This is a genomic window from Burkholderia sp. MSMB1588 (assembly GCF_001546925.1).
In the GTDB taxonomy this organism is placed as follows: domain Bacteria; phylum Pseudomonadota; class Gammaproteobacteria; order Burkholderiales; family Burkholderiaceae; genus Burkholderia; species Burkholderia humptydooensis.
The window spans coordinates 1,760,522-1,784,191 of the sequence record NZ_LNJS01000001.1; the positions used below are offsets into that span (position 1 = coordinate 1,760,522).

General features: G+C 69.1%; 23 protein-coding genes and 2 pseudogenes. 11 read left to right on the plus strand and 14 right to left on the minus strand.

All coding sequences use genetic code 11. The annotated features are described in order from the left end of the window. Positions 1-44 precede the first annotated feature (44 nt). Both WS92_RS19765 and WS92_RS19770 read left to right on the plus strand, forming a co-directional pair. The gene (locus tag WS92_RS19765; RefSeq protein WP_015602224.1) at positions 45-494 is read left to right on the plus strand and encodes a GlcG/HbpS family heme-binding protein; all 450 of its coding nucleotides are present in this window, start codon (positions 45-47) and stop codon (positions 492-494) included. Next, complete coding sequence (locus WS92_RS19770; RefSeq protein ID WP_059934337.1) at positions 491-1,285, plus strand: SDR family oxidoreductase; 795 nt, start codon at positions 491-493, stop codon at positions 1,283-1,285. The genes WS92_RS19765 and WS92_RS19770 overlap by 4 nt, the downstream gene beginning before the upstream one ends. A gap of 120 nt (positions 1,286-1,405) precedes the next feature. Here the strand turns inward: WS92_RS19770 and arcC are convergent, their stop codons facing one another. The 9 genes from arcC to WS92_RS19815 all read right to left on the minus strand — a co-directional run bounded on the left by arcC (position 1,406) and on the right by WS92_RS19815 (position 11,151). Continuing rightward, the gene (arcC, locus tag WS92_RS19775; RefSeq protein ID WP_059934339.1) at positions 1,406-2,344 is read right to left on the minus strand and encodes a carbamate kinase; all 939 of its coding nucleotides are present in this window, start codon (positions 2,342-2,344) and stop codon (positions 1,406-1,408) included. A gap of 79 nt (positions 2,345-2,423) precedes the next feature. Further along, positions 2,424-3,434 (minus strand): ornithine carbamoyltransferase, encoded by a 1,011-nt coding sequence (locus WS92_RS19780; protein WP_015602278.1) that lies wholly within the window; start codon positions 3,432-3,434, stop codon positions 2,424-2,426. A gap of 61 nt (positions 3,435-3,495) precedes the next feature. Continuing rightward, complete coding sequence (gene arcA / locus WS92_RS19785; protein ID WP_059934342.1) at positions 3,496-4,752, minus strand: arginine deiminase; 1,257 nt, start codon at positions 4,750-4,752, stop codon at positions 3,496-3,498. Between the two features lie 17 nt (positions 4,753-4,769). Beyond that, complete coding sequence (gene arcD / locus WS92_RS19790) at positions 4,770-6,230, minus strand: arginine-ornithine antiporter (RefSeq protein WP_015601023.1); 1,461 nt, start codon at positions 6,228-6,230, stop codon at positions 4,770-4,772. A 154-nt stretch (positions 6,231-6,384) separates the two neighbouring features. Beyond that, positions 6,385-6,717, minus strand: a complete 333-nt coding sequence (locus WS92_RS19795; RefSeq protein ID WP_009912310.1) for a hypothetical protein — start codon at positions 6,715-6,717, stop codon at positions 6,385-6,387. Between the two features lie 513 nt (positions 6,718-7,230). Next, entirely contained in the window at positions 7,231-8,058 is an 828-nt protein-coding gene (locus tag WS92_RS19800) for an ABC transporter permease (protein ID WP_059934345.1), read from the minus strand. Next, complete coding sequence (locus tag WS92_RS19805; protein ID WP_059934347.1) at positions 8,055-8,993, minus strand: ABC transporter ATP-binding protein; 939 nt, start codon at positions 8,991-8,993, stop codon at positions 8,055-8,057. The genes WS92_RS19800 and WS92_RS19805 overlap by 4 nt, the downstream gene beginning before the upstream one ends. Beyond that, positions 8,990-10,210 carry an ABC transporter permease gene (locus tag WS92_RS19810; RefSeq protein WP_059934349.1) on the minus strand — a complete coding sequence of 407 codons (1,221 nt, stop codon included), beginning with the start codon at positions 10,208-10,210 and terminating at the stop codon, positions 8,990-8,992. Before WS92_RS19810 ends, WS92_RS19805 begins: the two co-directional genes overlap by 4 nt. Next, entirely contained in the window at positions 10,207-11,151 is a 945-nt protein-coding gene (locus WS92_RS19815; protein ID WP_075644831.1) for a glycine betaine ABC transporter substrate-binding protein OsmF, read from the minus strand. The genes WS92_RS19810 and WS92_RS19815 overlap by 4 nt, the downstream gene beginning before the upstream one ends. A 350-nt stretch (positions 11,152-11,501) precedes the next feature. Between WS92_RS19815 and WS92_RS19820 the strand changes: the two genes are divergently transcribed. Both WS92_RS19820 and WS92_RS19825 read left to right on the plus strand, forming a co-directional pair. Then, on the plus strand, positions 11,502-12,272 hold the full coding sequence (locus WS92_RS19820) for a class I SAM-dependent methyltransferase (RefSeq protein ID WP_015600503.1): 771 nt from the start codon (positions 11,502-11,504) through the stop codon (positions 12,270-12,272). 110 nt (positions 12,273-12,382) lie between these two features. After that, positions 12,383-13,063: a GNAT family N-acetyltransferase gene (locus WS92_RS19825; RefSeq protein ID WP_059934351.1), complete on the plus strand. Its 681-nt coding sequence runs from the start codon at positions 12,383-12,385 to the stop codon at positions 13,061-13,063. A 63-nt stretch (positions 13,064-13,126) separates the two neighbouring features. On the opposite strand, the gene WS92_RS19830 is transcribed toward WS92_RS19825, so the two are convergent. Both WS92_RS19830 and WS92_RS19835 read right to left on the minus strand, forming a co-directional pair. Continuing rightward, a complete protein-coding gene (locus WS92_RS19830; protein WP_059934416.1) occupies positions 13,127-14,530 on the minus strand; it encodes an MFS transporter in 1,404 nt (467 codons plus the stop codon). Positions 14,531-14,612: 82 nt separating this feature from the next. Continuing rightward, positions 14,613-16,601 (minus strand): acyl-CoA synthetase, encoded by a 1,989-nt coding sequence (locus WS92_RS19835; RefSeq protein WP_059934353.1) that lies wholly within the window; start codon positions 16,599-16,601, stop codon positions 14,613-14,615. Positions 16,602-16,996: 395 nt separating this feature from the next. On the opposite strand from WS92_RS19835, the gene WS92_RS19840 reads away from it, so the two are divergent. Then, complete coding sequence (locus tag WS92_RS19840) at positions 16,997-17,191, plus strand: DUF3562 domain-containing protein (protein WP_009916446.1); 195 nt, start codon at positions 16,997-16,999, stop codon at positions 17,189-17,191. A gap of 311 nt (positions 17,192-17,502) precedes the next feature. Beyond that, positions 17,503-18,015: a chemotaxis protein CheW gene (locus WS92_RS19845; protein ID WP_059934355.1), complete on the plus strand. Its 513-nt coding sequence runs from the start codon at positions 17,503-17,505 to the stop codon at positions 18,013-18,015. 87 nt (positions 18,016-18,102) lie between these two features. Here the strand turns inward: WS92_RS19845 and WS92_RS19850 are convergent. From WS92_RS19850 to WS92_RS19855, 3 genes and pseudogenes are all read right to left on the minus strand, one after another. Then, positions 18,103-18,381, minus strand: a pseudogene (locus WS92_RS19850) (EamA family transporter); the annotation flags it as partial. A 55-nt stretch (positions 18,382-18,436) separates the two neighbouring features. Next, positions 18,437-18,652, minus strand: a pseudogene (locus WS92_RS36740) (NAD(P)-dependent alcohol dehydrogenase); the annotation flags it as partial. Between the two features lie 196 nt (positions 18,653-18,848). Next, on the minus strand, positions 18,849-19,151 hold the full coding sequence (locus WS92_RS19855) for a hypothetical protein (RefSeq protein WP_006026740.1): 303 nt from the start codon (positions 19,149-19,151) through the stop codon (positions 18,849-18,851). A 214-nt stretch (positions 19,152-19,365) separates the two neighbouring features. Here WS92_RS19855 and WS92_RS19860 point away from each other — a divergent pair, with 214 nt between their 5' ends. From WS92_RS19860 to WS92_RS19880, 5 genes are all read left to right on the plus strand, one after another. Then, complete coding sequence (locus WS92_RS19860; RefSeq protein WP_015601224.1) at positions 19,366-20,160, plus strand: hypothetical protein; 795 nt, start codon at positions 19,366-19,368, stop codon at positions 20,158-20,160. Between the two features lie 167 nt (positions 20,161-20,327). Continuing rightward, positions 20,328-21,143: a MipA/OmpV family protein gene (locus WS92_RS19865; protein ID WP_059934359.1), complete on the plus strand. Its 816-nt coding sequence runs from the start codon at positions 20,328-20,330 to the stop codon at positions 21,141-21,143. A gap of 223 nt (positions 21,144-21,366) precedes the next feature. Further along, positions 21,367-21,552, plus strand: coding sequence for an EF-hand domain-containing protein (locus WS92_RS19870; RefSeq protein WP_231755991.1), 186 nt, complete (start codon positions 21,367-21,369; stop codon positions 21,550-21,552). A gap of 55 nt (positions 21,553-21,607) precedes the next feature. Further along, positions 21,608-22,375 carry a response regulator gene (locus tag WS92_RS19875; protein WP_059934360.1) on the plus strand — a complete coding sequence of 256 codons (768 nt, stop codon included), beginning with the start codon at positions 21,608-21,610 and terminating at the stop codon, positions 22,373-22,375. Then, positions 22,372-23,661, plus strand: a complete 1,290-nt coding sequence (locus tag WS92_RS19880; protein WP_059934363.1) for an ATP-binding protein — start codon at positions 22,372-22,374, stop codon at positions 23,659-23,661. The genes WS92_RS19875 and WS92_RS19880 overlap by 4 nt, the downstream gene beginning before the upstream one ends. The last annotated feature ends 9 nt before the right edge of the window (positions 23,662-23,670 follow it).

The following is a 23,670-nucleotide window of genomic DNA, read 5'->3' on the forward strand; positions in this document are numbered from 1 at the left end:
GATCTCTACACTGGCTCGCAGTCGAACCGCACAAGGAGCCGCCGATGTCCGCCGAACTCACGCTTCAACACGCGCAGCGCATCGTCGAGGCTGGCGTCGCCCGCGCCGCGCGCCGGAACGGGGCGGGCGTCGCCGTCGCGATCGCCGTCGTCGATGCGGGCGCGCATCTCGTCGCGTTCGCGCGGATGGACGGCGCGTTCATCGGCGCGATCGACCTCGCGACGCGCAAGGCCGGCACGGCTGCGCGCTTCCGGACGCCGAGCGCGTCGCTCGGCGCGCTGTCGGCCGCCGACGGGCCGATCCGCACGATCGAACACAGCAACGGCGGGCTCGTCACGTTCGGCGGCGGCCTGCCGCTCGTCGGCGCGCACGGGCGTTGCGCCGGCGCGGTCGGCGTGTCGGGCGGCGCGGTCGACGACGATGTCGCGATCGCGCAGGCGTGCGTCGACGCTTTCGCCACTCTTCTGGACACAGCACAAGGAGCAAGGACATGACTGACAAACGCATTCTGGTGACGGGCGCAGGCTCGGGATTCGGCCGAGAGGTCGCGCTGCGGCTCGCCGCGAGGGGCCATCACGTGATCGCGGGCGTGCAGATCGTCCCGCAGATCACCGAGCTGAACGCCGAGGCTGCGCGGCGCGGCGTCGCGCTCGACGCCGTGAAGCTCGACGTGACGTCCGCGCGCGACCGCGCGCAGGCCGAGCGCTGGGAGATCGACGTGCTGCTGAACAACGCGGGCGCGGGCGAGGCGGGCGCGCTCGTCGATCTGCCACTCGACATCGTTCGCGAGCTGTTCGAGATCAACGTGTTCGGCCCGCTCGCGCTGACGCAGCAGGTCGCGCAGGGGATGATCGCGCGCGGGCGCGGCAGGATCGTGTTCGTGTCGTCGATCGCGGGGCTCGTCACCGGCGCGTATACGGGGGCGTATTGCGCGTCGAAGCACGCGGTCGAAGCGATTGCCGAGGCGATGCACGCGGAGCTCGACGCGCACGGCATCCAGATCGCCGTCGTCAATCCGGGGCCGTACAGCACGGGCTTCAACGACCGGATGATGGAGACGCCGCGCCGCTGGCTCGACCCGGCGCGCGCCGCGGCGACGCCCGAGAGGCTGACGTTCCCGTTCGAGCAATACGATCCGCTGGAGATGATCGAGAAGATGGTCGACGTGACCGAGGGCGACGGCGGGCTGTTCCGCAACCTGCTGCCCGCCGCCGTCGAGCAGTTCGTGCGCGACGAGCAGGCGCGGGCGTGGACGCGCCGCCAGAACGAGCGGCGCGGCGCGTGAGCGCACGACGCCGTGTGCATCGCGACTGCGTCGACGATCATCGCGCCGCCAACGCGGTTCGGCGGCTCAGGCTGCGCAGCGGACAGCCCGCCGCGGCCGCCGTTCCATGTCACCGCGCGGTTACTGCGGCTTCCGGTAGCGAATCCCGTCGACCTTCGTGCTGACCCGCGTGCCGGCGCGGCCCTCGGCGATCGCGACGATGTCGGCGAGCGAGCCGATCACCGCATCGTGCCCGGTTTGCCGCGCGAACTCGATCGCCGCCTGCACCTTCGGCCCCATCGAGCCGGCCGCGAAGCCGAGCCGCTCGAGTTCGTCCGGATGCGCGGCTTCGATCAGCGCTTGGGTCGGCTTGCCCCAGTCGATGTACGCGCCGTCGACGTCGGTCGCGATCACGAGCAGGTCCGCATGCAATTCGCGCGCGAGCAGCGACGCGCACAGATCCTTGTCGATCACCGCCTCGACGCCCGAGAGCTTGCCGCTCGCATCGTAGCGCGTCGGAATGCCGCCGCCGCCCGCGCAGATCACGATCGTGCCTTTCTCGAGCAGCCACTTGACCGGCCGGATCTCGAAAATGCGCCGCGGCCGCGGGCTCGGCACGACGCGGCGGAACTTGTCGCAGTCGGGCGCGATGTGCCAGCCTTTTTCCCGCGCGAGCCGCTCGGCCTCGCCGCGCGAGTAGACGGGGCCGATCGGCTTCGTCGGATGCTCGAACGCGGGATCGGCCGGATCGACCTCGACTTGCGTGAGCAGCGTCGCGAACGGCGCGTCGGGCGGCAGCAGGTTGCCCATTTCCTGTTCGATCAGATAGCCGATCATCCCTTCCGTCTGCGCGCCGAGCACGTCGAGCGGGTAGGGCGCGACTTCGGCGTATGCCGCGCCCTGCAACGCGAGCAGGCCGACCTGCGGCCCGTTGCCGTGCGCGATCACGAGCTCGTTGCCGGGCGCGATCTGCGCGATCTGCGCGACCGCGATCTTCACGTTCTCGCGCTGCTGGGCTTCGGTCATCGGCTGATTGCGCTGCAAGAGCGCATTGCCGCCCAATGCGATGACGATACGCATCATGTTTCTCCTTGCTGTGCCAACGGTGCGGACGGCGCGGCCTCGCGCGCCATCCGGTTCGATTGCGCGCGCCGGGCCGTCAGATGCTGCCGAGCGTCGACACGAGGACCGCCTTGATCGTGTGCATGCGATTTTCCGCCTGCTCGAACGCGATGCAGCGCGGCGACTCGAACACTTCGTCGGTGACTTCGATGCCGTCCTTCAGGTGCGGATAGCGCTCGGCGATCTGCTTGCCGACCTTCGTTTCGCAGTTGTGGAACGAAGGCAGGCAGTGCATGAAGCGCGTGCGCGGATTGCCCGTCGATTCGATCAGCTTGCGGTTCACCTGATACGGCAGCAGCGCGTTGATCCGCTCGTCCCACGCCTCGACGGGCTCGCCCATCGACACCCACACGTCGGTGTGAATGAAATCGACGCCCTTGACCGCTTCGTATGGATCTTCGGTCAACGTGAGCCGCGCGCCGCTTTCAGCCGCGAACGCCTCGCACTGCGCGATGAAACCGGCGGCAGGCCAGAGCGACTTCGGCGCGCCGATGCGCACGTCCATTCCGAGCTTCGCGCCGATCAGAAGCAGCGAATTGCCCATGTTGTTGCGCGCATCGCCGAGATACGCGTAGCTGATGTCGTGCAGCGGCTTGTCGCTGTGCTCGCGCATCGTCATCACGTCGGCGAGCATCTGCGTCGGGTGGTATTCGTCGGTGAGCCCGTTGAAGACGGGCACGCCCGCGTGATGCGCGAGCTCCTCGACGATCTCCTGGCTGAAGCCGCGGTACTCGATCGCGTCGTACATCCGGCCCAGCACGCGCGCCGTGTCCTTCATGCTTTCCTTGTGGCCGATCTGCGACGACGAAGGATCGATGTACGTGACGTTCGCGCCCTGGTCATACGCGGCGACCTCGAACGCGCAGCGCGTGCGGGTGGACGTCTTTTCGAAGATGAGCGCGATGTTCTTGCGCAGCAGGCGCGGCTGCTCGGTGCCGCTGTACTTCGCGCGCTTCAGGTCGCGCGCGAGGTCGAGCAGATAGCGCAGCTCGCGTGCGCTGTGATGGATCAGGCTCAGCAGATTGCGATTGTGCAGGTTGAAGCTCATCTCGTTTCTCCGTAGGTTGGTCGGGGCCAGCGGCGCATGCGCGCGCGCCGCGACGCTTGCGTCAGTAGTCGACGGGGTCGCGCAGGACCGGGCAGGTCATGCAGTGGCCGCCGCCTCGGCCGCGGCCGAGCTCGCTCGAGCCGATCGTGATCACCTCGACGCCCGCCTTGCGCAGCAGCGTGTTCGTGTACGTGTTGCGGTCGTAGCCGACGACGACGCCCGGCTCGATGCAGACCATGTTGTTGCCGTCGTCCCATTGCTCGCGCTCGGCGGCGAAATCGTTGCCGCCCGTCTCGACGACGCGCAGCGACTTCAGGCCGAGCGCCTGCGCGACGACGTCGATGAACGGCTTGTCCTCGCGCTCGATGTCGATGCCGTAATGCGCGTCGCCGCCGGGGCGCAGCGAGAACGGCACGATCCGGTTCACGACTTCGGGGAAGATCGTCACGAGATCGCGGTCGCAGAAGCTGAACACGGTGTCGAGGTGCATCGACGCGCGCGAGTTCGGCAGCCCGGCGACGATCACGCGCTCGGCCGCGCCCTTGGCGAACAGCGACTGCGCGAGCTGGCCGACCGCCTGGCGCGACGTGCGCTCGCCCATCCCGACGAGCACGACGCCGCGGCCGATCGGCATCACGTCGCCGCCTTCGAGCGTCGCCATGCCGTGATCCCGATCGGGGTCGCCGTACCAGACGTCGAACTTCGCATCGGCGAACGCCGGATGGAATTTGTAGACCGCGGCGACGAGGAGCGTCTCCTGCCGGCGCGCGGGCCAGTGCATCGGATTGAGCGTGACGCCGCCATAGATCCAGCACGACGTGTCGCGCGTGAACATCATGTTCGGCAGCGGCGGCAGCACGAACGACGACTTGCCGAGATAGTCGCGGAACAGCGTGAGCACCTTCGAGCGCTCGGCGCCCGGAATGTCGCTCGCCGCGACGCCGCCGATCAGGAACTCGGCGAGCGCGCGCGGCTCGAGGCTCTCGAGCCACGCGCGCACTTCGTCGACGAGGCCGATGCCGACGTTGTCCGGCGTGATCTTGCGATCGAGAATCCACTTGAGCGCGACCGGGTTCTGCACGGTCTCGGTCAGCAGGTTGTGCATCTCGAGCACCTCGGTGCCGCGCTCGCGCATCTTCGACATGAAATCGAAGTGGTCGCGCTTCGCCTGGTTCACCCACATCACGTCGTCGAACAGCAGCTCGTCGCAGTTGCTCGGCGTGAGGCGCTGGTGCGCGAGGCCCGGCGAGCAGACGAGCACCTTGCGCAGCTTGCCGACTTCGGAATGGACACCGACTTGAGGAGTGGCTTGGGACATGTTGATTACCTCTTCGATCAAAGTGTGATGAGCCCGCGGTGGAGCGCGTAGGCCGCGGCGAGTGCGGCGGCGGCCGCCGCCGCGAAGATCAGCTTTTCGGCGGCGGTGAAAACCGGCTTGCCGAGCTCGCGCTTCGCCTTCGCGAAGAAGAGCGCGCCCGGCGCATAGAGAAGGGCGGACAGCAGCAGGTACTTGACGCCGCCCGCGTACAGCAGCCACACCGCGTAGAGCACGGCGAGCGCGGCGACGAAAAGGTCCTTGCGGCGCGCGCGCGCGTCGCCCTCGTAGGTCTCGCCGCGCACGGCGATGAGGAGCGCGTAGGCGGCCGACCAGAAGTACGGGATCAGGATCATCGACGTCGCGAGATAGATCAGCGACAGATAGGTGCTCTGCGAAAACAGCGTGATCAGCAGGAACACCTGGACCATCGCGTTCGTGAGCCAGAGCGCGTTCGCCGGCACGTGATTCGCGTTCTCCTTGCGCAGGAACGCGGGCATCGTGTGGTCCTTCGCGGCAGAAAACATGATTTCCGCGCAGAGCAGCACCCACGACAGCAGCGCGCCGGCGAGCGACACGACGAGGCCGACGCTGATGAGCACCGCGCCCCAGTGGCCGACGACGTGCTCGAGCACGGCCGCCATCGACGGGTTCTGCAGCTTCGCGAGCTGCGGCTGCGTCATGAGGCCGAGCGACAGCACGTTCACGAGCACGAGCACGAGCAGCACGCCGACGAAGCCGATCACGGTCGCGCGGCCGACGTCGCTGCGCTTTTCGGCGCGCGCCGAGAAGATGCTCGCACCCTCGATGCCGATGAACACCCAGACGGTCACGAGCATCATGTTGCGGACCTGGTTCATCACCGAGCCGAGCGACGGATTCGCGCGGCCCCAGATATCGGTGCGGAACACGTCGAGCTTGAACGCGAAGAAGCAGATCAGGATGAAGACGGCGAGCGGGACGATCTTCGCGACGGTCGTGACGAGATTGACGAACGCCGCCTGCCGGATTCCGCGCAGCACGAGAAAGTGCACGGCCCATAGCAGCACCGATGCGCCCGCGATCGCGGCGGGCGTGTTGCCTTCGCCGAACACCGGGAAGAAATAGCCGAGCGTCGAGAACAGCAGCACGAAGTAGCCGACGTTGCCGAGCCACGCGCTGATCCAGTAGCCCCACGCGGACGAGAAGCCCATGTAGTCGCCGAAGCCTGCCTGCGCATACGCGTAGACGCCGCCGTCGAGCTGCGGCTTGCGGTTCGCGAGCGTCTGGAACACGAACGCGAGCGTGAGCATGCCGACCGCGGTGATCGCCCAGCCGATCAGGATCGCGCCCGCTTCGGCGGTGGCCGCCATGTTCTGCGGCAGCGAGAAAATGCCGCCGCCGATCATCGATCCGACCACGAGCGCGGTGAGCGCGCCGAGCCGCAGCCTGTTCGTCACGGATTGCGCCGCGACGTCTCGTTCTTGTGTCACTTCAGCCATGATGTTTCCTCGCAATCGCGTTCGCGCAAAAACGCGGCGCGCACGCGGCCATCGCGCGTCCGCCGGGGGCGGGGGAGCACGGCGGTTGCCGCTTGCGCGCGGTCCGGCGGAACGCGCGTCGTTTGAATTGGGTCGATGCGTGCCCGTTCGGGCGTTATCGGCGGAGCGTCGTCATGGGCGTGCTCCTTGCCGCTTGTGTCCGGGCTTCGCGTTGACGCCGCACCTCGGCTGCGTCGCTGCGGTCCCAGAATGAAAAGAGCCAGACGCCGATCCGGCGCCGCTTCCAGTACATGCCGTGCAGCCGGCGGCGGATTTCCGCGAGCGCGCTCCAACTGGCGCCGTCGATGTCGATCAGCGCGCCCGGCCTCGGGCCCGACTCTCCGATGAATTGAATATCGGTAAATGTCTTCCCGGTGTATTTGAATAGAAAAGCCTGCAGCTCTTCTCGCGTGACCCCCGGTTGAATATTTTCAATGCAGATTCTCATCGTGCTTTCCTGCTTTTCCGTTCGACCTTGCTCACGAGCGCTTTTGGCGCCGCATTTCCGCACGCGACCGAATCAGGCCTTGAATCCCGCTTCTCGTGTGCAAAACGAGCCGATCGAACGCGTTCCAAATCCGTCAAATTCGGCATTTGAATTCGCTTTCGTCGATTCAATTCTTCCCGATGGCTTACTGATTGGAAACAATTTAAACGGCACTTCATGTCATGGATCAAAAAACGCCGGAAGGCGGCCGGAAGGCGGTCGGAGCATGTGCAAACGGTGCTAGGATCGGTGTGCGTGTCGCTGTCGTACACGCACGCGGCGAGCACGTTTCAACGGCACGGATCGGCATTCGTCGGACAGGTAGGTGCCTGTCGCGATGACCTCGTTCGATACGATTCCATCTTGCTGAAATCGCTGCAGGCCGCGCATGCCGAAGCCGACACGGGCAGGCTGCGATGCGATGCGATGCGACAAAAGCGACGCCGGGCGACGCTCGCGGCGCGTGCGGCCGGGCTACGCGCCGCCTTCGCGCCGCGCCGCGCCCGCCGGCGCGAGCCATCGGCCGAGTGCGCCGAGCGCGTCGTAGATCAGCACCGCGAGCAGCGCGACGACGAGGCCGCCTTGCAGCACGAACGCGGTGTTCGCCGTCTGCAGCCCCGCGATGATTACGTCGCCGAGTCCCTTCGCTGCGACGGTCGAGCCGATCGTCGCCGTGCCGAGATTGATGACGACCGCAAGCCGGATGCCGTTCAGGATCACCGGAAACGCAAGCGGCAGCTCGATCCACGCGAGCCGCTGCAGCCCGCTCATCCCCATCCCGCGCGCGGCGTCCACGGCGTCGGCGGGCACGTCCTGCAGCCCCGCGATTGTGCTTTCGAAGATCGGCAGCAGTCCGTACAGGATCAGCGCGATCAGCACGGGCTTCACGCCGAAGCCGATCGCCGGCACCGCGAGCGCGAGCACCGCGACGGGCGGAAAGGTCTGCCCGATGTGCACGACGCTGCGCGCCACGGGCAGGAACTCCGCGCCCGCGCGCCGCGTGACGAAGATCCCCGCCGCGAGCGCGACGATCGCGCCCGCCGCGCTCGCCGCCGCGACGATCGCGAGATGCGACAGCGTCAGGTCGAGGAGGCTCGCGCGCCGGTAGATCGCGGGCGCGCCGTTGTCGGCGAACGGCGCGAAAAGGGGCTCGAGCCAGCCGGGTCGCGCGAGCATCACGGCGAGCGCCGCCAGCGCGGCGATGCGCGCAAGCGTGACGCCCGCGCGCCGGCTCGCTGCGCCGAGCGCGCCCGGCGCGCCCGTATTGCGCGCGGCGCTCGCGGCTTTCATCGCGCGCCTCATTCCGGCCGCTTCGCCTGCGCGACGATCGCATCGAGCGTGATGCGCGTCGTCACCGCGCCGTCGGCGCTTGATACGGGCAGCATGCTCACGCCGCGCCACAGCAGCTCGGAGATCGCGTCGCGCAGCGTGAGCGCGCCCGGGATCGGCTCGCCGGGCGCGGTGCCCGGCTCGGCGAGCGCGGCGACGCGCGTGAGCGCGAGCAGGCGCAGCGGCCGGTCGAGGCCCGCGACGAGCCGCTCGACGACGCCCGGCTGCGGCCGGCCGAGAATCTCGGCGGGCGGGCCTGCCTGCAGGATGCGCCCCGCGTCCATCACCGCGATCTGGTCGCCGAGCCGCAGCGCCTCGTCGATGTCGTGCGTGACGATCACGATCGTGATCTTGAGCCTGCGCTGCAGCGCGACGAGATCGTCCTGCGCCTTGCCGCGGATGATCGGATCGAGCGCGCCGAACGGCTCGTCCATCAGCAGGATCGCGGGCTCGGCCGCGAGCGCGCGCGCGACGCCGACGCGCTGCTGCTGGCCGCCCGACAACTGGTGCGGCAGCTTGCGCGCGTATGTGCCGTAGTCGAGCTCGAACAGCTCGAGCAACTCGCGCACGCGCGCGTCGATGCGCGCCGCGCGCCAGCCGAGCAGGCGCGGCACGGTCGCGATGTTGCGCGCGACCGTCCAGTGCGGAAAGAGGCCGTGCCCCTGGATCACGTAGCCGATCCCGCGCCGCAGCGTCTCGGCGGGCACGCTCGCGGTGTCGACGCCGTCGACGCGAATCGTCCCGCTCGTCGGCGCGATCAGCCGGTTGATCATCCGCAGCAGCGTCGACTTGCCGCTGCCCGACGCGCCGACGAGCGCCGTCACCGTGCCGCGCGCGACGGCGAGCGACACGTCGTCGACCGCGGCGAGATCGCCGAACAGCCGGCTCACGCGTTCGATCTCGATCATCGGCGCGCTCCTTTCGCGAGGTCGGTCGCGGCCTCGAACAGCACGGCGGTGACGAGCGCGAGCGCGATCGTCGGCAGCGCGCCGAGCAGCACGAGATCGGTGGCGGACTGGCCGATCCCCTGGAAGATGAACGTGCCGAAGCCGCCGCCGCCAATCAGCGCGGCGACGGCCGCCAGGCCGATGTTCTGCACGAGCACGATGCGCACGCCGGAGAGCACGACGGGCAGCGCGAGCGGCAGCTCGATCGCGACGAGCCGCTCGCGGCCCGTCATCCCCATCGCGAGCGCCGCCTCGACGACAGTGGCCGGCACCTGCGCGAAGCCGACGACGACGCTCGACACGATCGGCAGCAGCGCATACAGGAAGAGGGCGATCAGCGCGGGCGCGACGCCGATGCCGCTCACGCCGAGGCGGGCGGCGAGCGGCACGCGCGCGGCGAGAATCGCGAGCGGCGCCATCAGCAGGCCGTACAGCGCGATGCTCGGAATCGTCTGGACGACGTTCAAGAGCGGCAGCAGCGCGCCGCGCAGCGCGGCGAAGCGCGTGCAGCCGATGCCGAGCGGCACGCCGAGCGCGACGGCCGCCGCCACCGAGCCGGCGACGAGCGCGAGGTGGCGGATCGCCTCGCTGCGGAACGTGTCGGCGCGCACCGCGTATTCCTGCATCACCGACAGCCCGTCCCAGAAGCCGCCGTGGATGAACGCGGCGAGCGCCCCGAGCGCCGCGGCGAGCGCGACGAGGCGCATCGCCGGGGTGGGCGCGATCCGGGCGAGCGCGTCGGCGATCAGCACCGCGAACGCGAACAGCAGCAGCCAGGCGCCCGCCGCGGGCGACACGCGCGCGAGCGGCGTGTCCGGCGTGACGAGATGCGCGGGCGCCGCGCCGAGCGCCACGCACAGCACGAGCACCAGCACGACGCCGACGGCGGCGCGCGCGGCCGCGCGGCTGCGCGCGAGCGCGAAGAGCGCGCCTGCCGCCCACAGCGCGTCGAGCGCGTAAGCGTGGAGCGCCGGAAACACCGCGCCGAGCGCGAGTTCCGAGCCCGCCGCGATCCGGTTCGCGCGCAGCGTGACGAAAGGCTGGACGAACGCCGCGTATGCGACGAGCGCGGCGATCAGCGCGCCGACCTTGTCGACGCGCGCGGCCCATCCGGGAATCGCGCGCGGCCGCGGCGCGGGAGCGGGGGCGCCGGCCCCGCCCGCCGTGCGCGCCGTCATTTGACGAAGCCCTTCGCTTTCAGATAGCTCGCCGCGACGCTCGCGGCCGGCTCGCCGTTGATCTGGATCCGCGCGTTGAGCGTCTGCAGCGTCTTCAGATCGAGGCTCGCGAACACGGGCTTCAGATAATCGGCGATCTGCGGATGCGCGTTGAGCACCGCCTCGCGGATGATCGGCGCGGGCGCGTAGACGGGCTGCACGTGCTTGTCGTCGTCGAGCACCGCGAGCCCCGTGGCCGCGATGCCGCCGTCGGTGCCGTAGACCATCGCGGCGTTCACGCCGTCCGTCTGCTGCGCGGCGGCCTTGATCGTCGCGGCGGTGTCGCCGCCCGACAGCACGAGCATCTGCTCCGGCTTCAGCTTGAAGCCGTACGCCTTCTCGAACGACGGCAGCGCGGACGCGCTGTTGACGAACTCGGCCGACGCGGCGAGCTTCACCTTGCCGCCCGCGCCGACCCACTTGCCGAAATCGCTGAACGTCTTCAGATGCTGCGTTTGCGCGATCGAATTGAGCACCGCGACGCCCCACGTGTTGTTCGCGGGCGCGGGCGCGAGCCAGACGATCCGGTTCGCCGCGTAATCGAGCTGCTTCGCGAGCGCGTAGCCTTGCGCGGCGTTCTTCCACGCGGGATCGTCGGCCTTGTTGAAGAAGAATGCGGCGTTGCCCGTGTATTCCGGATAGATGTCGATTTGGCCCGTCGTCAGCGCCCGGCGGACGATCGGCGTCGCGCCGAGCCCGATCTTGTCGACGACGGCGATGCCGTGCGCCTTCAGCACCTGCGCGATCACGTTGCCGAGCAGGTTGCCTTCGGTGTCGATCTTCGACGCGACGGTGACCGCGCCGGCGGCGCGCGCGCCGGGCGCGGCGGCGCAGAGGGAAACGGCGAGCGCGGCGGCGGCCGCGGCCGCGCGCACGGAACGGCTGAAACGGGGGACTCTCATCGGGGCTGGCACTCCTGTCGGACAGCGGATGAACGGATGCGACGGCGCGCGCCGGCCCGGGCGGCGGGACTCGGCCGTGGGCGAAGCGGGGGGCCGATCGCAGGCGGCAGGGGTTCAAGGTACTTGAGCGGGCGCGCTTTGGCAAACAAGGGCGCGTTCACGCGCGGGCCGGATCGGCGCGGATCATCGCGAACCATCGTTTTGGACTGCGCATTTCCGTATCGCGGCGATACAATGCGACGGACGGCGCCGCGCGTGGAACGGATATTGCGCCGCACCGCCGCCCGTCGCCTCGAATCGTCTTGAGCCGCTTTCCCGCCGATTGCCGTCTACGTCAAGGAGCGTCCATCGTGAGCAGCGATCCCAACACGGCGCCTCCGTCCGCGCCGCAAAACATCTACGACGACGCATCGTTCTTCGAAGGCTACCAAACGCTTCGACAGGGCGATACCGGCCTGAACGGCGCACTCGAATTTCCCGCGATGAAACGTCTGCTGCCGAACCTGGCGGGCCTGCACGTGCTCGACCTCGGCTGCGGCTTCGGCGATTTCGCCCGCTATGCGCGCGCGCGCGGCGCGGCGACGGTGACGGCCGTCGACGTGTCGTCGCGGATGCTCGACGAGGCGCGCGCGCGCACCGACGACGGCGCGATCACCTATCTGCAGCGGTCGATCGAGACCTATCACGCGGCGACGCGCGCGTTCGATCTCGTCGTGTCGTCGCTCGCGCTGCACTACGTCGAAGATTACCCGGGCGTCGTCGCGCGGATCTACGACGCGCTGCGCTCGAACGGCCGCTTCGTGTTCTCGGTCGAGCATCCGATCTGCACCGCGTATCCGCACGGCTGGGTGCGCGACGAAGACGGCCACAAGCAGCACTGGCCCGTCGACCGCTACCGGCAGGAAGGGCGGCGCGACACGCGCTGGTTCGTCGACGGCGTCGTCAAATACCACCGGACGGTCGAGACCTACGTGAACACGCTGCTGAAGGCGGGCTTCACGCTCACGCACCTCGGCGAGCCGGCGCCGATTCCCGACGCGCTCGCGGTGCGGCCGGACCTCGAGGCGGAGTGCCGGCGCCCGCCGATGCTGTTCCTCGCGGCGATCCGGGCGGGGAGCTGAGCGGCGGCCGCGCGCGCCGGCGCATTGGCCCGCCGACGGCGGCCGATCGGCCGTGGCCGGCGTCACGTTCTTCGCGCATACGATCCGCCTCCATCCCATCAATCCCATCCATGCCTCCGACCGAATCCGAATCTTCGTCCGCCCGCGCGCCGGCGCTCTTCGAAATCGACGACCTGTGCGCGATCGCGCTCGGCGCCGACGATATTCCCGCGATCCAGGCGTTCTTCGAGCGCAACCCCGAGTATTTCGTCGACACGACGGGCAAGCCGCCCGCACCGGACGAAGCGGCCGTCGAGTACGCGGGCATGCCGCCTGCCGACCGGGGTTGCACGGCCAAATGGACGATCGGCTTTCGGCCTTCCGCGCCGGCCGGCTGCAATGCGCCGACGCCTTCGTCGCCCGTTTCGTCCGGCGCGCACGCGCCGCTCGCCGCGGTCGCGACGCTTTTCGCCGACATGTTCGCGCCGGGCATCTGGCACGTCGATCTGTTCATCGTCGAGACCGTGCGGCACGGGCAGGGTGTCGCGCGATGCATTTATGCGGCGCTCGAGGCGTGGATGCGGGCGCGAGGGGCGCGCTGGCTGAGGCTCGGCGTGGTCAGCGGCGCGCCGCGCGCGGAGCGCTTCTGGGCGCGCGCAGGCTACGCCTGCGTGCGCACCGTCGAGGACGTTCCGATGAAAGACGCGGTGCGCACGGTGCACGTGATGGTCAAGCCGCTCGACGGCGGCGACGTGCGCGCGTATCTCGATCTCGTCGCGCGCGATCGCCCGACGCGGCCTGATCCGGACTGATGCGGACTGCGCCGAGATCGTCGGCCGAATCGACGTGACCGGCGGGCTTCCGCGCGCGCCGTCTCATTCCCGCGATCGGCGCGCCGGCCCCGCAAGCCCTTCGCCGGCGCCGGCCGGCAGTGCGGCGAACATCGGCACCGACGCGAGCACGACGAGCGCGATCGCCACGAACGCGCACGCGAAATCCGCCTGGCTCGCCCGGCCGCGCCCGCCGATCAGCATCGCCAGATGCAGCGCGCCCGCCGCGACGGCGACGCCCGCCGCCCGCATCAGTTGCTGCGCGGCTCCCTGGAACGACGTCGCGGCCGACAGGCGCTCGCCCGGCACGTCGGAGAACACGAGCGCGCCCAGCGACGCGAAGCTGAGCGAGCGCGACAGCCCGCCGATCAGCAATAGCGCGAAGACGGCCGCGTCCGGCCAGGCGGCCGACAGCGTCGCGCACGCGACGAGCACGGCCGCGAACGACACGCTGCCCGCGATCAGCACCGTGCGCATCGACGCGCGATGCAGCGCCGCATGCGTCATCGGCCGCATCGCGAGCGAGCCGAGCGCGCTCGCAAGCGTGATGACGCCGCTTTTCGACGCGCTCGCGCCGAAGCCGACCTGCAACGTCAGCGGCACGAGAAACGGCAGCGCGCCGGCCCCCGAGCGAAACAGGCTACCCGCGATCGTCGCCGCATGAAACGTCGGAATCGCGAGCAGCGACAGATCGACGGCCGGACGCTCGACGCGCCGGCAATGGCGGATCGCGAGCCAGCCGAGCACGACGCCCGCGCCGATGCCGAGCGCCGGCGTGCCGGCCGGCAGCACGCCGCGGCCCGCTGTCTCGACGCCGAGCATCAGCGAGGCGAGCGCCGTGCCCACGAGCAGCATGCCGGCCAGGTCGGGCGGCGCGCGCCGCTCGCCCGCCGACGCGGGGATGAGACGCGCGGCGAGCGCGGCGCCCGCGACGCCCACCGGCACGTTGATCCAGAACACCGCGCGCCACGACAGCGCATCGGTCAGGAAGCCGCCGAGCGGCGGCCCGAGCAGCAGGCCGACGAGCGCGGGCATCGTGAGCCAGGTGGTCGCCGCGAGCATCTCGTCGCGCGACACGCCGCGATAGAGGATCAGGCGGCCGACGGGCACCATCAGCGCGCCGCCCGCGCCTTGCAGGATGCGCGCGGCGATCAGCGCCGCGAGCCCGTTCGCCGCCGCGCACATCACCGACGCCGCGGTGAAGATCGCGATCGCCGCGATGAACACGCGCTTCGCGCCGAAGCGGTCCGCGATCCAGCCGCTCACCGGGATGAACACGGTCAGCGCGACGAGATACGACGTGATCGCGCTGCTCAGGAACACGACGTTCACGCCGAGGTCGCGCGCCATGCTCGGCAGCGCGGTCGCGACGACCGTGCTGTCGACGTTCTGCATGAAGAGCGCGCTCGCGACGACGGCCGCGGTCACGCGGAAGTTGCCGGCGCGCATCAGGATTCGGCCCGCATGACGAATCGGCGGCGAAATCGGCGACGAAATCGGCGACGAAACGGCGGGCGGCCCAGGTCGGCGCTCACGACGCGCGCTCGCGCGCGGCGGTTTCGCCGCGCGTCGCCCCGGCGGCATGCGCATGCGCGCCGTCGCGCTCGCCTTCGCCGCGCCAGTCGACGGCGAACGCATAACGCGCAAGCCGCTCGGCGAGCGCGCCGTGCGCCCCGCGCACGGCGATCTGCGCGACGAGCCCGCGCCGCGCGTCCTGGACGACGTCGACCCGTTCGAGCGCGACCTGCGCGTCGCGCGCGCACGCGGCCACGACATCCGCGATTTCCAGCCGCTGCAGCTCGGGCTTGAAGATCTTGCCGACCGCGGTCGTCGGCACCGCGTCGAGTATCCGCACGTGCTTCGGCACCGCCGCGCGCTCGGGGATCGCGCCCGCGGCGAACGCGAGCAGCGCGGCTTCGTCAGCGCTCGCGCCCGCCTTCAACTGCACGTACGCGACGGGCAACTCGCCCGCGTGCGCGTCCGGGCGGCCGATCGCCGCCGCGAGCGCGACGGCCGGGTGGGCGGCGAGCGCGTCCTCGATGATCCGCGGATCGATGTTGTGCCCGCCGCGAATGATCAGCTCCTTCTTGCGGCCGACGAGCCAGAAATAGCCGTCGGCGTCGCGGCGGCCGAGGTCGCCCGTGTTCAGCCACCGCTCGCCCGCGATGTCGATCCACAATCCGCGCTCGTGCGCCGGATCGAGGTAGCCGCGAAACACGTTCGGCCCCGCGAGCGCGATCAGCCCGACCTCGTCGACGAGCGCGTCGCGCACGTAGCGCCCGGTGTCGTCGACGATCACCGCGCGCATGCGCTGATAAGGCAGGCGCAGGCCGATCGAGCCGATGCGCCGCTCGCCGTCGAGCGGATTCAGCGACGCGATGCATGCGCTCTCGGTGAGCCCGTAGCCCTCGACGATCTTCACGCCGGTCGTGCGCTCGAAGCCGCGAGCGAGCTCGACTGGCATCGGCGCCGCGCCGCACGCCGCGTATTCGATCGAGCGGATGTCGTGCCGGCCGACGGGCTGCTGCAACAGCGCCGCGAAAAGCGTCGGCACGCCGGAAAACGCGTTGATCCTGTAAGCCTCGACGATCGCCCAGAAGCGCGCGATCACGTGCTTGCCGCGATAGCCCTGCGGCGTGCCGAGCACGACGTGATGGCCGCGCAACCACGCCATCAGGCCCGTCACGAGCTGGCCGTTCACGTGAAAGAGCGGCAGCCCGCAGAAGATGGTGCGCGCGTCCTCGCCGTCGCGCGCCTGCGTCTCGCTCGCCGCCCACACGTCGAACACCTCGCAGCCGTGCGTGCGCACCGCGATCTTCGGGCGGCCCGTCGTGCCGCCCGTGCAGAAGTACGACGACGGCTCGTCGGGCCTGATCGTGCGCGGCCGGATCAGCCGGTCGCCCGGCTGCCGCCGCATCTCGGCGTGCAGATTGACGATCCGGACCCGCTCGCCGCGCAGGCGCGCCTTCTCGCGGCGCTCGACCCACGCGAGCGCCGCGCGCTTGGCGAGCGGCACATAGGGCCGCAGATCGACCCACATGACCGTCTCGACGGTCGGCATCGCGCTCAGATGCGGCGCGAGCTTCGGCCAGATGTCGACGCCCGGCGTCGGCGCGACGCAGATCAACACCTTCGCGCGCGCCGCGTCGACGAGCTCGGCGATCTGCGCGCCGTCGAGGAGCGGATTGATCGCCATCGCGATGCCGGCCGCCTCGCCGCCCCAGATCGCGAAATGCGTGTCGGGCAGGTTCGGCAGCACGAACGCGGCGACGTCGCCCGCGCCCACGCCGACGCTCGCGAGTACGTTCGCCGTCCTGACGATGTCGGCGCGCAGCTCGGCGAAGGTCCACGTGTGCGACCGGTCGAGCCGGTCGGCGTCGAGAAAGAAGGTGAGGGCGGGCGCGTCGGGCGTCTTCGCCGCGCGCTCGTCGAAGATCTGCAGCGTGTTGGCGGGCAGCGCGCGCGCGTGCAGCGGAACGCGCTCGATCTGCTCGATGTCATGGATGTCGCGAACCGCCATGCATGAACTCCTGTCGGACTGTGAAAGCCGTGCGTCGGATGCGAACCGCCGCCGCGCCTTGCAGCCGGTAGGCAAGGTGCGGCGGCGGTTCGTTCGGGCGGCGCCGGGACGCAATGGCGCGAATGCGACGAGAGTGTAACGTGCCGCGCGCGGGATCGCCGGCCATCGGCACCCGCTCCTGCGTTGCGTCGCAGCGCGGCGAGGACGTGGCGCCGGAACGCGCCTTCGCCCCGGGCGTTCGCCACGTGCGGCCGGATTCGTCCGAATAGAGCCCCGGTTGCGCAGACGCGGCGGTCATAGACGGATTCAATTTGCATCGACGCTTTTGACGACATTCAATAGGCACCCCACCCCAAGCTGTTTTTGTCCGTCTTTCCTCCTTGCGGAGCGCAAACATGGTTCAGAACCGCGTCAGCGTCAACGAGATCGTCCAGGCAATCGCTTCCGAAACCCACACGCCCGCCGACGCGGTGTCGCGGCTTTACGAAGAAACGCTCGCCGAATACAGTGAAGGCGCACGGGTGCGGGATTATCTGACCGTGCTCGTCGCGAAGCGGGTGAGGGAGACACTGCGCAATCGAACGCATTGATCGCGTGCGCCGCGCCGCCTCGCGTGGTGACACGCGATCGTCATCGAATACGGCGAAGCGGTTCGCCGAACGTTTCGCTGGAAACGCGACCCGGCGCTGCTTTCGGCGATGAAAGCTGCGGCCTTCGTCGGGCGGTGTAGGCTCCGACGCGATTGCCCTTGTTTTCCCGATGTTTTCCTCGTCAATATCGAAACGCTGCTCAAGCATTCGGCGTGGCGGCCGTTACCACGTGGTAATGCGCCGCACGGCGTTCCGCACGCCACGCCGGCGTTCTGACGGCGGCGCGCGCCCCACACGAGGAGGACAGCGCAATGAATGCAATTCTGAAAGCGCCGCACGCGGCGCGCATGGGCGGACAGGACACGGCACGCGATGCGCAGGAGTTCGTCACGTTCCGGCTCGGCACCGAGGAATATGGAATCGACATCCTGCGCGTGCAGGAAATCCGGTCGTACGAAGAGCCGACGCACATCGCGAACGCGCCGGCGTTCATCAAGGGCGTGATCAACCTGCGCGGCGCGATCGTGCCGATCATCGACCTGCGCCTGAAGTTCGCGCTCGATTCCGCCGAGTACAACACGTCGACGGTGGTGATCGTGCTGAACGTCGCGGCGCGCACGGTGGGCGTCGTCGTCGACGCGGTGAGCGACGTGCTCGAACTCGCGGCCGCCGACCGGCGGCCGGCGCCCGAATTCGGCGCGGCGATCGACACCGGCTTCATCACGGATCTCGGATCGATCGCGGGCGAAGACGGCGACCGGATGCTGATTCTGCTCGACATCGAGCGGCTGATTGCGTCGGCCGACATCGGGCGAGTCGGCTGAGCGGGCGTTGCCGCGTTACCGCGGAGCAGGGCGATTGCGGGCAGCGCCGGCGATGTCGACGCCGCCCGTCGTGCCTGGGCGATCGCTTCAGGCCGCTTCCCGCGAATCCGCCGCGGCGGCGGCCGAACGCATCGCGCCGGACCGCGGCCGGATCGCGCCGACCGGCACGCCCGTCACCGCCATCGCGATGCCGGCGAGCCGCGTCCCGCCGAGCGGCTCCCCGAACGCCGCAACCGCGAACAGCACCGCCGACGCCGGCGCGACGGCCGTGAACAATGCGGCCTCGGTGCCGCTCGTGCGCGCCGAGCCGGCGTACCAGCGCAGATAGCAGAGCACGGCCGGCACGAGCGCGTGGTACGCGATCGAGGTGCTCGAATGCAGCGCGCACGTCGGAGAACGGATAGACCGAGTCGACGACCGGTTTGATCGCGTGCCGATCGATTGCGCGGGCGAGCGCTTCGAACGACTGCCGGCTGCCTACCGAGACACCGTGAATCGACGCGCGCGTCAGCATCAGCGGAATCGCATCGATGCGCACCTTCGGGCTTCCCAGAAAGCCGACCTGGACGATATGACCATGATCCGCGACCGCGCCGATCGAATGCATCACATTGTCGCCGCCGATGAACTCGACGATGACGTTCGCACTTCGGCCAGCGGTGGGCGCGAGGACGGCATCCTCCCATTGTCAATGCCTCGGCTTGCGCGGACGGATCGCCAAACGCGTCGACGAATATTGTGCAGCCGTAGCGTTGCGCGAGCGCGGCAACGTCCGGCGGCGCGGCATACGGTACTGCGCTGAGGGGGGCGGGAGGCACGCCGCACGCAAATCTTTAGCGTACGACGACCGGGCCGTGCGCCCAATATCCCGTACGGACCGTGACGACGGGACTCGCGACCACCGGCCGCACGGGCGTGACGTACGCGGGCGTCACCACGACAGCCGGCGGCGGGACGACGACGGGCGGTGGCGCGATCACGGCCGGCACGGCGTAGACGGGCACCGCGGGCGCCGCCGCGACGACCGGCGCAGTAACCGGCACTGTGATGCCGACGGCGACACCGGCGAATGAGGAGGGGGCAATCAGCGCGAGCGCGAGACCGCTTGCGGCGGCAAACGATGCATGCAGTTTCATGGCAGTTCCTTGATCAGAAAGGGATCGGCTGGCCGCGGCCAGGACGACATCGCCACATTAGAAGCAATGCCGATGAAAATCTGTTGGGAAACCATGTCATCTCGTTTCAACGGATTCACGACATCGTCTGACATGAATTGCTAACAGTTTTTTCGGACCGGATTCTCTACATTGCGAGGCATCGAATCACCCAATCCGTCTCGGGAGAGTCCACATGACGAAGATCTATCTTGCCGCCTGCGCTTCACTGCTGATCGCGCTCCGCATCGAGCCGGCCCTCGCCGGGGCATTCGGATACGGTCGCGAGGCGTCGGTCCGGAGCGCATCCTGCGGCGGCGGCAACTGTACGCACCGTGGCGCGTTCGTCGGCCCGCGCGGCGGCCTGACGACGAATGACGGCACGGTCACGCGTACGGGGCCGGGGCAGTTCGCCAACACAGGAACAACCGTCGGTCCACGCGGCGGCCGCTATGAGCACAGCGGGACGACGGCCTGCAGCGGCGGCACTTGCACGCACGACGGCAGCATGACCACGCCACACGGGCAGACGATCGACACGGCCGGCAGCGTCACGCGGTCGTCTCCCGGTCACTATTCGTCGACCGAGACGGTCACGGGGCCGAACGGCACCTATACGCGTACGGCCAGCACGAGTTGCGCTGGCGGCGGGTGTACGCATTCGGCGAGTGTCGCCGGCTCCGACGGCCATTCCGTCAGTTGGACGGACACGGCGACGCGAGTCGCGCCCGGAGTCGTGACGACGACGAGCAGCGTGACGGGACCGCGCGGCGGGACAGTGGCGACGGGTGGGGTGGTGGTCGCGGGTGCCCCGCGCGTCGCCGTCGTCGCGCCACCGCCTCCTGTCACCGTCGTCGCGCCCGCCGTGGTCGCGGCGCCCGCCGCGGTTGCCGTTGTGCCGCCCCCGGCGCCTGCTGTCGTCGTCCGTCCGCGCGTCTGGGTGCCCGAACATTGGGTCGGCGGCGTATGGGTCACGGGACACTGGTCCTGAGCATCGGATCGGCCGATCCGATCGGCGCGGCAGGCGGACGTTCCCGGACCGTCACGGCAGCGTCGCGCCGCATTCTTTATTACCGCCGAATACGGTGCGCGTCCGAGCCCGGACATGCGCGACACCGCTGGCAAGCCATCCTGACTCCTTGTAAGGAACACCATTCGATGTTGACTCGTACGACTCGATTCGACGGGCCGGCGCACGTTGCCGCGCGTTGCGGCGCCGTCGCGGCCGCGCTCGCGCTTCAGGCCATCGTCGGCAATACTCACGCATTCGCCCAGTCTTCCGCGACGGGCAGCGTCGGCCTGGACCTGGCAGCGGTGCCGCGCTACGCGGGCGCAAGCAGCTATCACGTGCTGCCACTGCCGGCGGTGGCGTTGGCCGGCCATTCCGCGTCGAACTGGCATGTCTTCGCGAGCGGTCTCGAGGCCGGCGCCGCGTGGTCGGTCACGCCGAACCTCTCGATCGGTCCGCTCGTCGGCCTGGGGCTCGGTCGCAAGGAGGACGACGCGGCGATCCTGAACGGCACCGGCAACATCGCAGACAGCTTTCTCTACGGCGCATTCGTTCGCTGGCAAGCGGGCCCGGCGAGCGCCAACGTGCGCTTCCTGCAGTCGGCCCATTCAGGCTACGGCAATCACGTGACGCTGGCGCTCGCATACCGGATCTTCGACGGGCCGCGCGATCGCGTGACCGCGTCGCTGAGCACGGTCTGGGCCAACCGCTCGGCCGCGCAAACCGAATTCGGCATCGACGACGCGCAGGCGGCGGCCAGTGCCGCCCATCTGCCGACTTATGCGCCGTCGTCGGGCTTCCAGCGCACTGATCTGCGGGTGACGCTCGAGCACCGGCTCGACGCGCACTGGTCGGCACGCGCGGGCGTGGGCGCGGGCACGCTCGTGGGCGACGCGGCCAACAGCCCGATCGTCGAGCGGCGGGCAAGCGTGTTCGGCTCGATGGGTGTCGCTTACCGCTTCTGATAGGTTCGTCGCGGCGTACCGTGACATGACTTGACATCGAGTTGTAACAGACCGAAATCTTTGCTCACTTTAGCGTTCTGCAATTCGCCACTGGCGAAAAGCGACTTTTTTTATCATCTTTACCAAGGGGAACAGAATGAACCGTTTTAGTCTGATGCTCGTAGCCGCGCTCGGCACATCTTTCGTCCTCGTGTCGAACGCGATGGCGCAACAGGATGACGCAATGCAGCAGAAGCTCGAGGCGCGCTTCGCAGCGGCTGACGTCAATCACGACGGCAAGCTGACACGCTCGGAAGCGCAGGCCGGCATGCCTCGCGTCGCACAGCATTTCGACCAGATCGACACGGCGCACAAGGGTTACATCACGCTCGCCGATCTCAAGCAGTTCGCCGCACGCAACCAGCGTTGATCGGACGTGACGGCGCCCGTTCATCTTTTTCAGCACAGGAAATCGCCCGGTCGTGATGCCGAACGCCACCTCTTGCCCGAATGACATCCCGTCAGGCCGCATCATCGTCCTGGACGACGAAGCGGAGATCCGAAACATACTGCAGCGCTTTCTGGCATCGCACGGCTTCGATGTTCGGTCGGCGAGGAACAGCACCCAGCTCGACGTCTTTCTCGAGCGTCAGCCATACGATCTGCTGATTCTCGACATCATGATGCCCGGCGAGGACGGGCTGGCCGTCTGCCGACGGCTGCGCGCGCGGGGACAAACGATCCCGATCCTCATGCTGACGGCGCGCGGCGATCCGGTCGATCGTGTCGTCGGGCTCGAACTGGGCGCGGACGACTATCTGGCGAAACCGTTCCTGCCGCGCGAGTTGCTGGCCCGCGTTCGCGCGATGCTGCGTCGTCAGCAAGTCACGCTGCGCCAACGCGATCTGCGCGATGGCGCGCTGCAGGAAAGCGGGGGGGCGATACTGCGTTTCGGCGGATATCAACTCGACACCGGACGCCAGGAACTTGGCGGGCCCAACGGCGCCGCTGTCGAGGTCGGGTTGGCCGAGATGCGTCTCCTGTGCGCGCTCGCGCAAACACCGAACCGGCCCGTGAGCCGTGCGAACCTGATCGAGCGGGCGCGTGGGCCAAACTACGATGCGAACACGCGCAGCGTCGACGTGCAGGTACTGCGCCTGCGGCAGATCATCGAAGTCGATGCGTCGGCGCCGCGCCATATCCGGACGATATGGGGTATCGGCTACATGCTCGTCGCGGAGCTGGAATCATGAAGGTGCCGCGGCCACGCACGCTGCTCGGACGCAATCTGCTGTTGCTGGTCTGCATCGTCGCCGCGAGTCAAGTGGCGACGGCCGTGCTCTATTTCCTGCTGATCCAGTTGCCGAGGATCGACGAGATCGCGTCGGTGGTCGCTTCGCAGACGAAAGCCGTCGAACGGCTGCTGGCCGCGCGGCCGGAGCCGGAGCGTCGACGCGAAGTCGTCGCGATGAACGGCGGCCTGCAGGGCCCGCCCGAGCGGCATCTGACCGCCATGCCGCGCAACTACCAGATCCGTCGCTTCGTGACGCAGCTCGCCGCGCGGCTGACGCCGGGTACGTTGGTGCTGTGGGAGGGCGGCCCGCAACACCGATTCTGGGTCAGGCTCGCGATCGACCGCGATAGCTACTGGGTCGCGCTGCCCGTCACGGCGCATATCGGAAATGCGCAACCATGGGGTGTCGCGTGCCTGTTGCTGGTGTTCGCGACCTTTCCGGTATTCGGTGCTTGGATGATCCAGCGCGATACGACGGTGCCGCTGCGACGCCTGTCGCGTGCTGCTGCGACGATCGAGCGTGGTGAGTGGCCCGACGCCGTGCCCGTCACGGGGCCCGCCGAGCTGGCGATGGTCGCCGATGCGTTCAACCGGATGGTCGCGTCGCTCGCCGTCATGGAGACGACCCGCGCCGAGATGCTGGCGGGTATCTCTCACGACATCCGCACGCCGCTCACGAAGCTGCGGATGGCGATCGCCGCGCCGGAGGCATTCGATGCGCCGCGAGAGAGTGCCGAGCGCTTCGTCGCGGAAATCGACGCGATCGTCGACCAGTTCATCGATTTCGCGCGCAGCGGGGACGGCGAAGCGGTGTTGCCGGGCGACCTGAATGCGCTGATCGAGCAACTCGTCGCGGACTACACCGGCCTCGGATACCGGTTCGACATGCGGCTCGCGCCGCTGCCGGCGATGCGATTTCGTCCGGTCGGCATGCAGCGTCTGCTGATGAACCTGATGCACAATGCGGCGATACACGGGCGGGTCGGGCTGTCGGTGCACACCTCGGTGGAAGGCGGGCGAGTCGTGATCCGCGTCGAGGATGCCGGGCCCGGCGTGCCGGAAGACGCGTTGCCGCTTCTCACGCAACCGTTTCGGCGCGTCGAGCGGCCCGACCGTCCATCGGGCGGCACGGGCCTTGGGCTCGCGATCGCCGAACGCATCGCCCGTCAGCACGGCGGCCGGCTCGATCTGTCGCTGCGCAACAGCGGCGGGCTCACGGCTACAGTGCGGCTGCCCATTGCATGAACAGTCATC

Bases quoted from the DNA above. Each gene is read 5' to 3' on its own strand.
- WS92_RS19765 (WP_015602224.1), top strand. From the start codon at position 45: ATGTCCGCCGAACTCACGCTTCAACACGCGCAGCGCATCGTCGAGGCT.
- WS92_RS19770 (WP_059934337.1), top strand. From the start codon at position 491: ATGACTGACAAACGCATTCTGGTGACGGGCGCAGGCTCGGGATTCGGC.
- arcC (WP_059934339.1), bottom strand. From the start codon at position 2,344: ATGCGTATCGTCATCGCATTGGGCGGCAATGCGCTCTTGCAGCGCAAT.
- WS92_RS19780 (WP_015602278.1), bottom strand. From the start codon at position 3,434: ATGAGCTTCAACCTGCACAATCGCAATCTGCTGAGCCTGATCCATCAC.
- arcA (WP_059934342.1), bottom strand. From the start codon at position 4,752: ATGTCCCAAGCCACTCCTCAAGTCGGTGTCCATTCCGAAGTCGGCAAG.
- arcD (WP_015601023.1), bottom strand. From the start codon at position 6,230: ATGGCTGAAGTGACACAAGAACGAGACGTCGCGGCGCAATCCGTGACG.
- WS92_RS19795 (WP_009912310.1), bottom strand. From the start codon at position 6,717: ATGAGAATCTGCATTGAAAATATTCAACCGGGGGTCACGCGAGAAGAG.
- WS92_RS19800 (WP_059934345.1), bottom strand. From the start codon at position 8,058: ATGAGGCGCGCGATGAAAGCCGCGAGCGCCGCGCGCAATACGGGCGCG.
- WS92_RS19805 (WP_059934347.1), bottom strand. From the start codon at position 8,993: ATGATCGAGATCGAACGCGTGAGCCGGCTGTTCGGCGATCTCGCCGCG.
- WS92_RS19810 (WP_059934349.1), bottom strand. From the start codon at position 10,210: ATGACGGCGCGCACGGCGGGCGGGGCCGGCGCCCCCGCTCCCGCGCCG.
- WS92_RS19815 (WP_075644831.1), bottom strand. From the start codon at position 11,151: ATGAGAGTCCCCCGTTTCAGCCGTTCCGTGCGCGCGGCCGCGGCCGCC.
- WS92_RS19825 (WP_059934351.1), top strand. From the start codon at position 12,383: ATGCCTCCGACCGAATCCGAATCTTCGTCCGCCCGCGCGCCGGCGCTC.
- WS92_RS19830 (WP_059934416.1), bottom strand. From the start codon at position 14,530: ATGCGCGCCGGCAACTTCCGCGTGACCGCGGCCGTCGTCGCGAGCGCG.
- WS92_RS19835 (WP_059934353.1), bottom strand. From the start codon at position 16,601: ATGGCGGTTCGCGACATCCATGACATCGAGCAGATCGAGCGCGTTCCG.
- WS92_RS19840 (WP_009916446.1), top strand. From the start codon at position 16,997: ATGGTTCAGAACCGCGTCAGCGTCAACGAGATCGTCCAGGCAATCGCT.
- WS92_RS19845 (WP_059934355.1), top strand. From the start codon at position 17,503: ATGAATGCAATTCTGAAAGCGCCGCACGCGGCGCGCATGGGCGGACAG.
- WS92_RS19855 (WP_006026740.1), bottom strand. From the start codon at position 19,151: ATGAAACTGCATGCATCGTTTGCCGCCGCAAGCGGTCTCGCGCTCGCG.
- WS92_RS19860 (WP_015601224.1), top strand. From the start codon at position 19,366: ATGACGAAGATCTATCTTGCCGCCTGCGCTTCACTGCTGATCGCGCTC.
- WS92_RS19865 (WP_059934359.1), top strand. From the start codon at position 20,328: ATGTTGACTCGTACGACTCGATTCGACGGGCCGGCGCACGTTGCCGCG.
- WS92_RS19870 (WP_231755991.1), top strand. From the start codon at position 21,367: ATGCAGCAGAAGCTCGAGGCGCGCTTCGCAGCGGCTGACGTCAATCAC.
- WS92_RS19875 (WP_059934360.1), top strand. From the start codon at position 21,608: ATGCCGAACGCCACCTCTTGCCCGAATGACATCCCGTCAGGCCGCATC.
- WS92_RS19880 (WP_059934363.1), top strand. From the start codon at position 22,372: ATGAAGGTGCCGCGGCCACGCACGCTGCTCGGACGCAATCTGCTGTTG.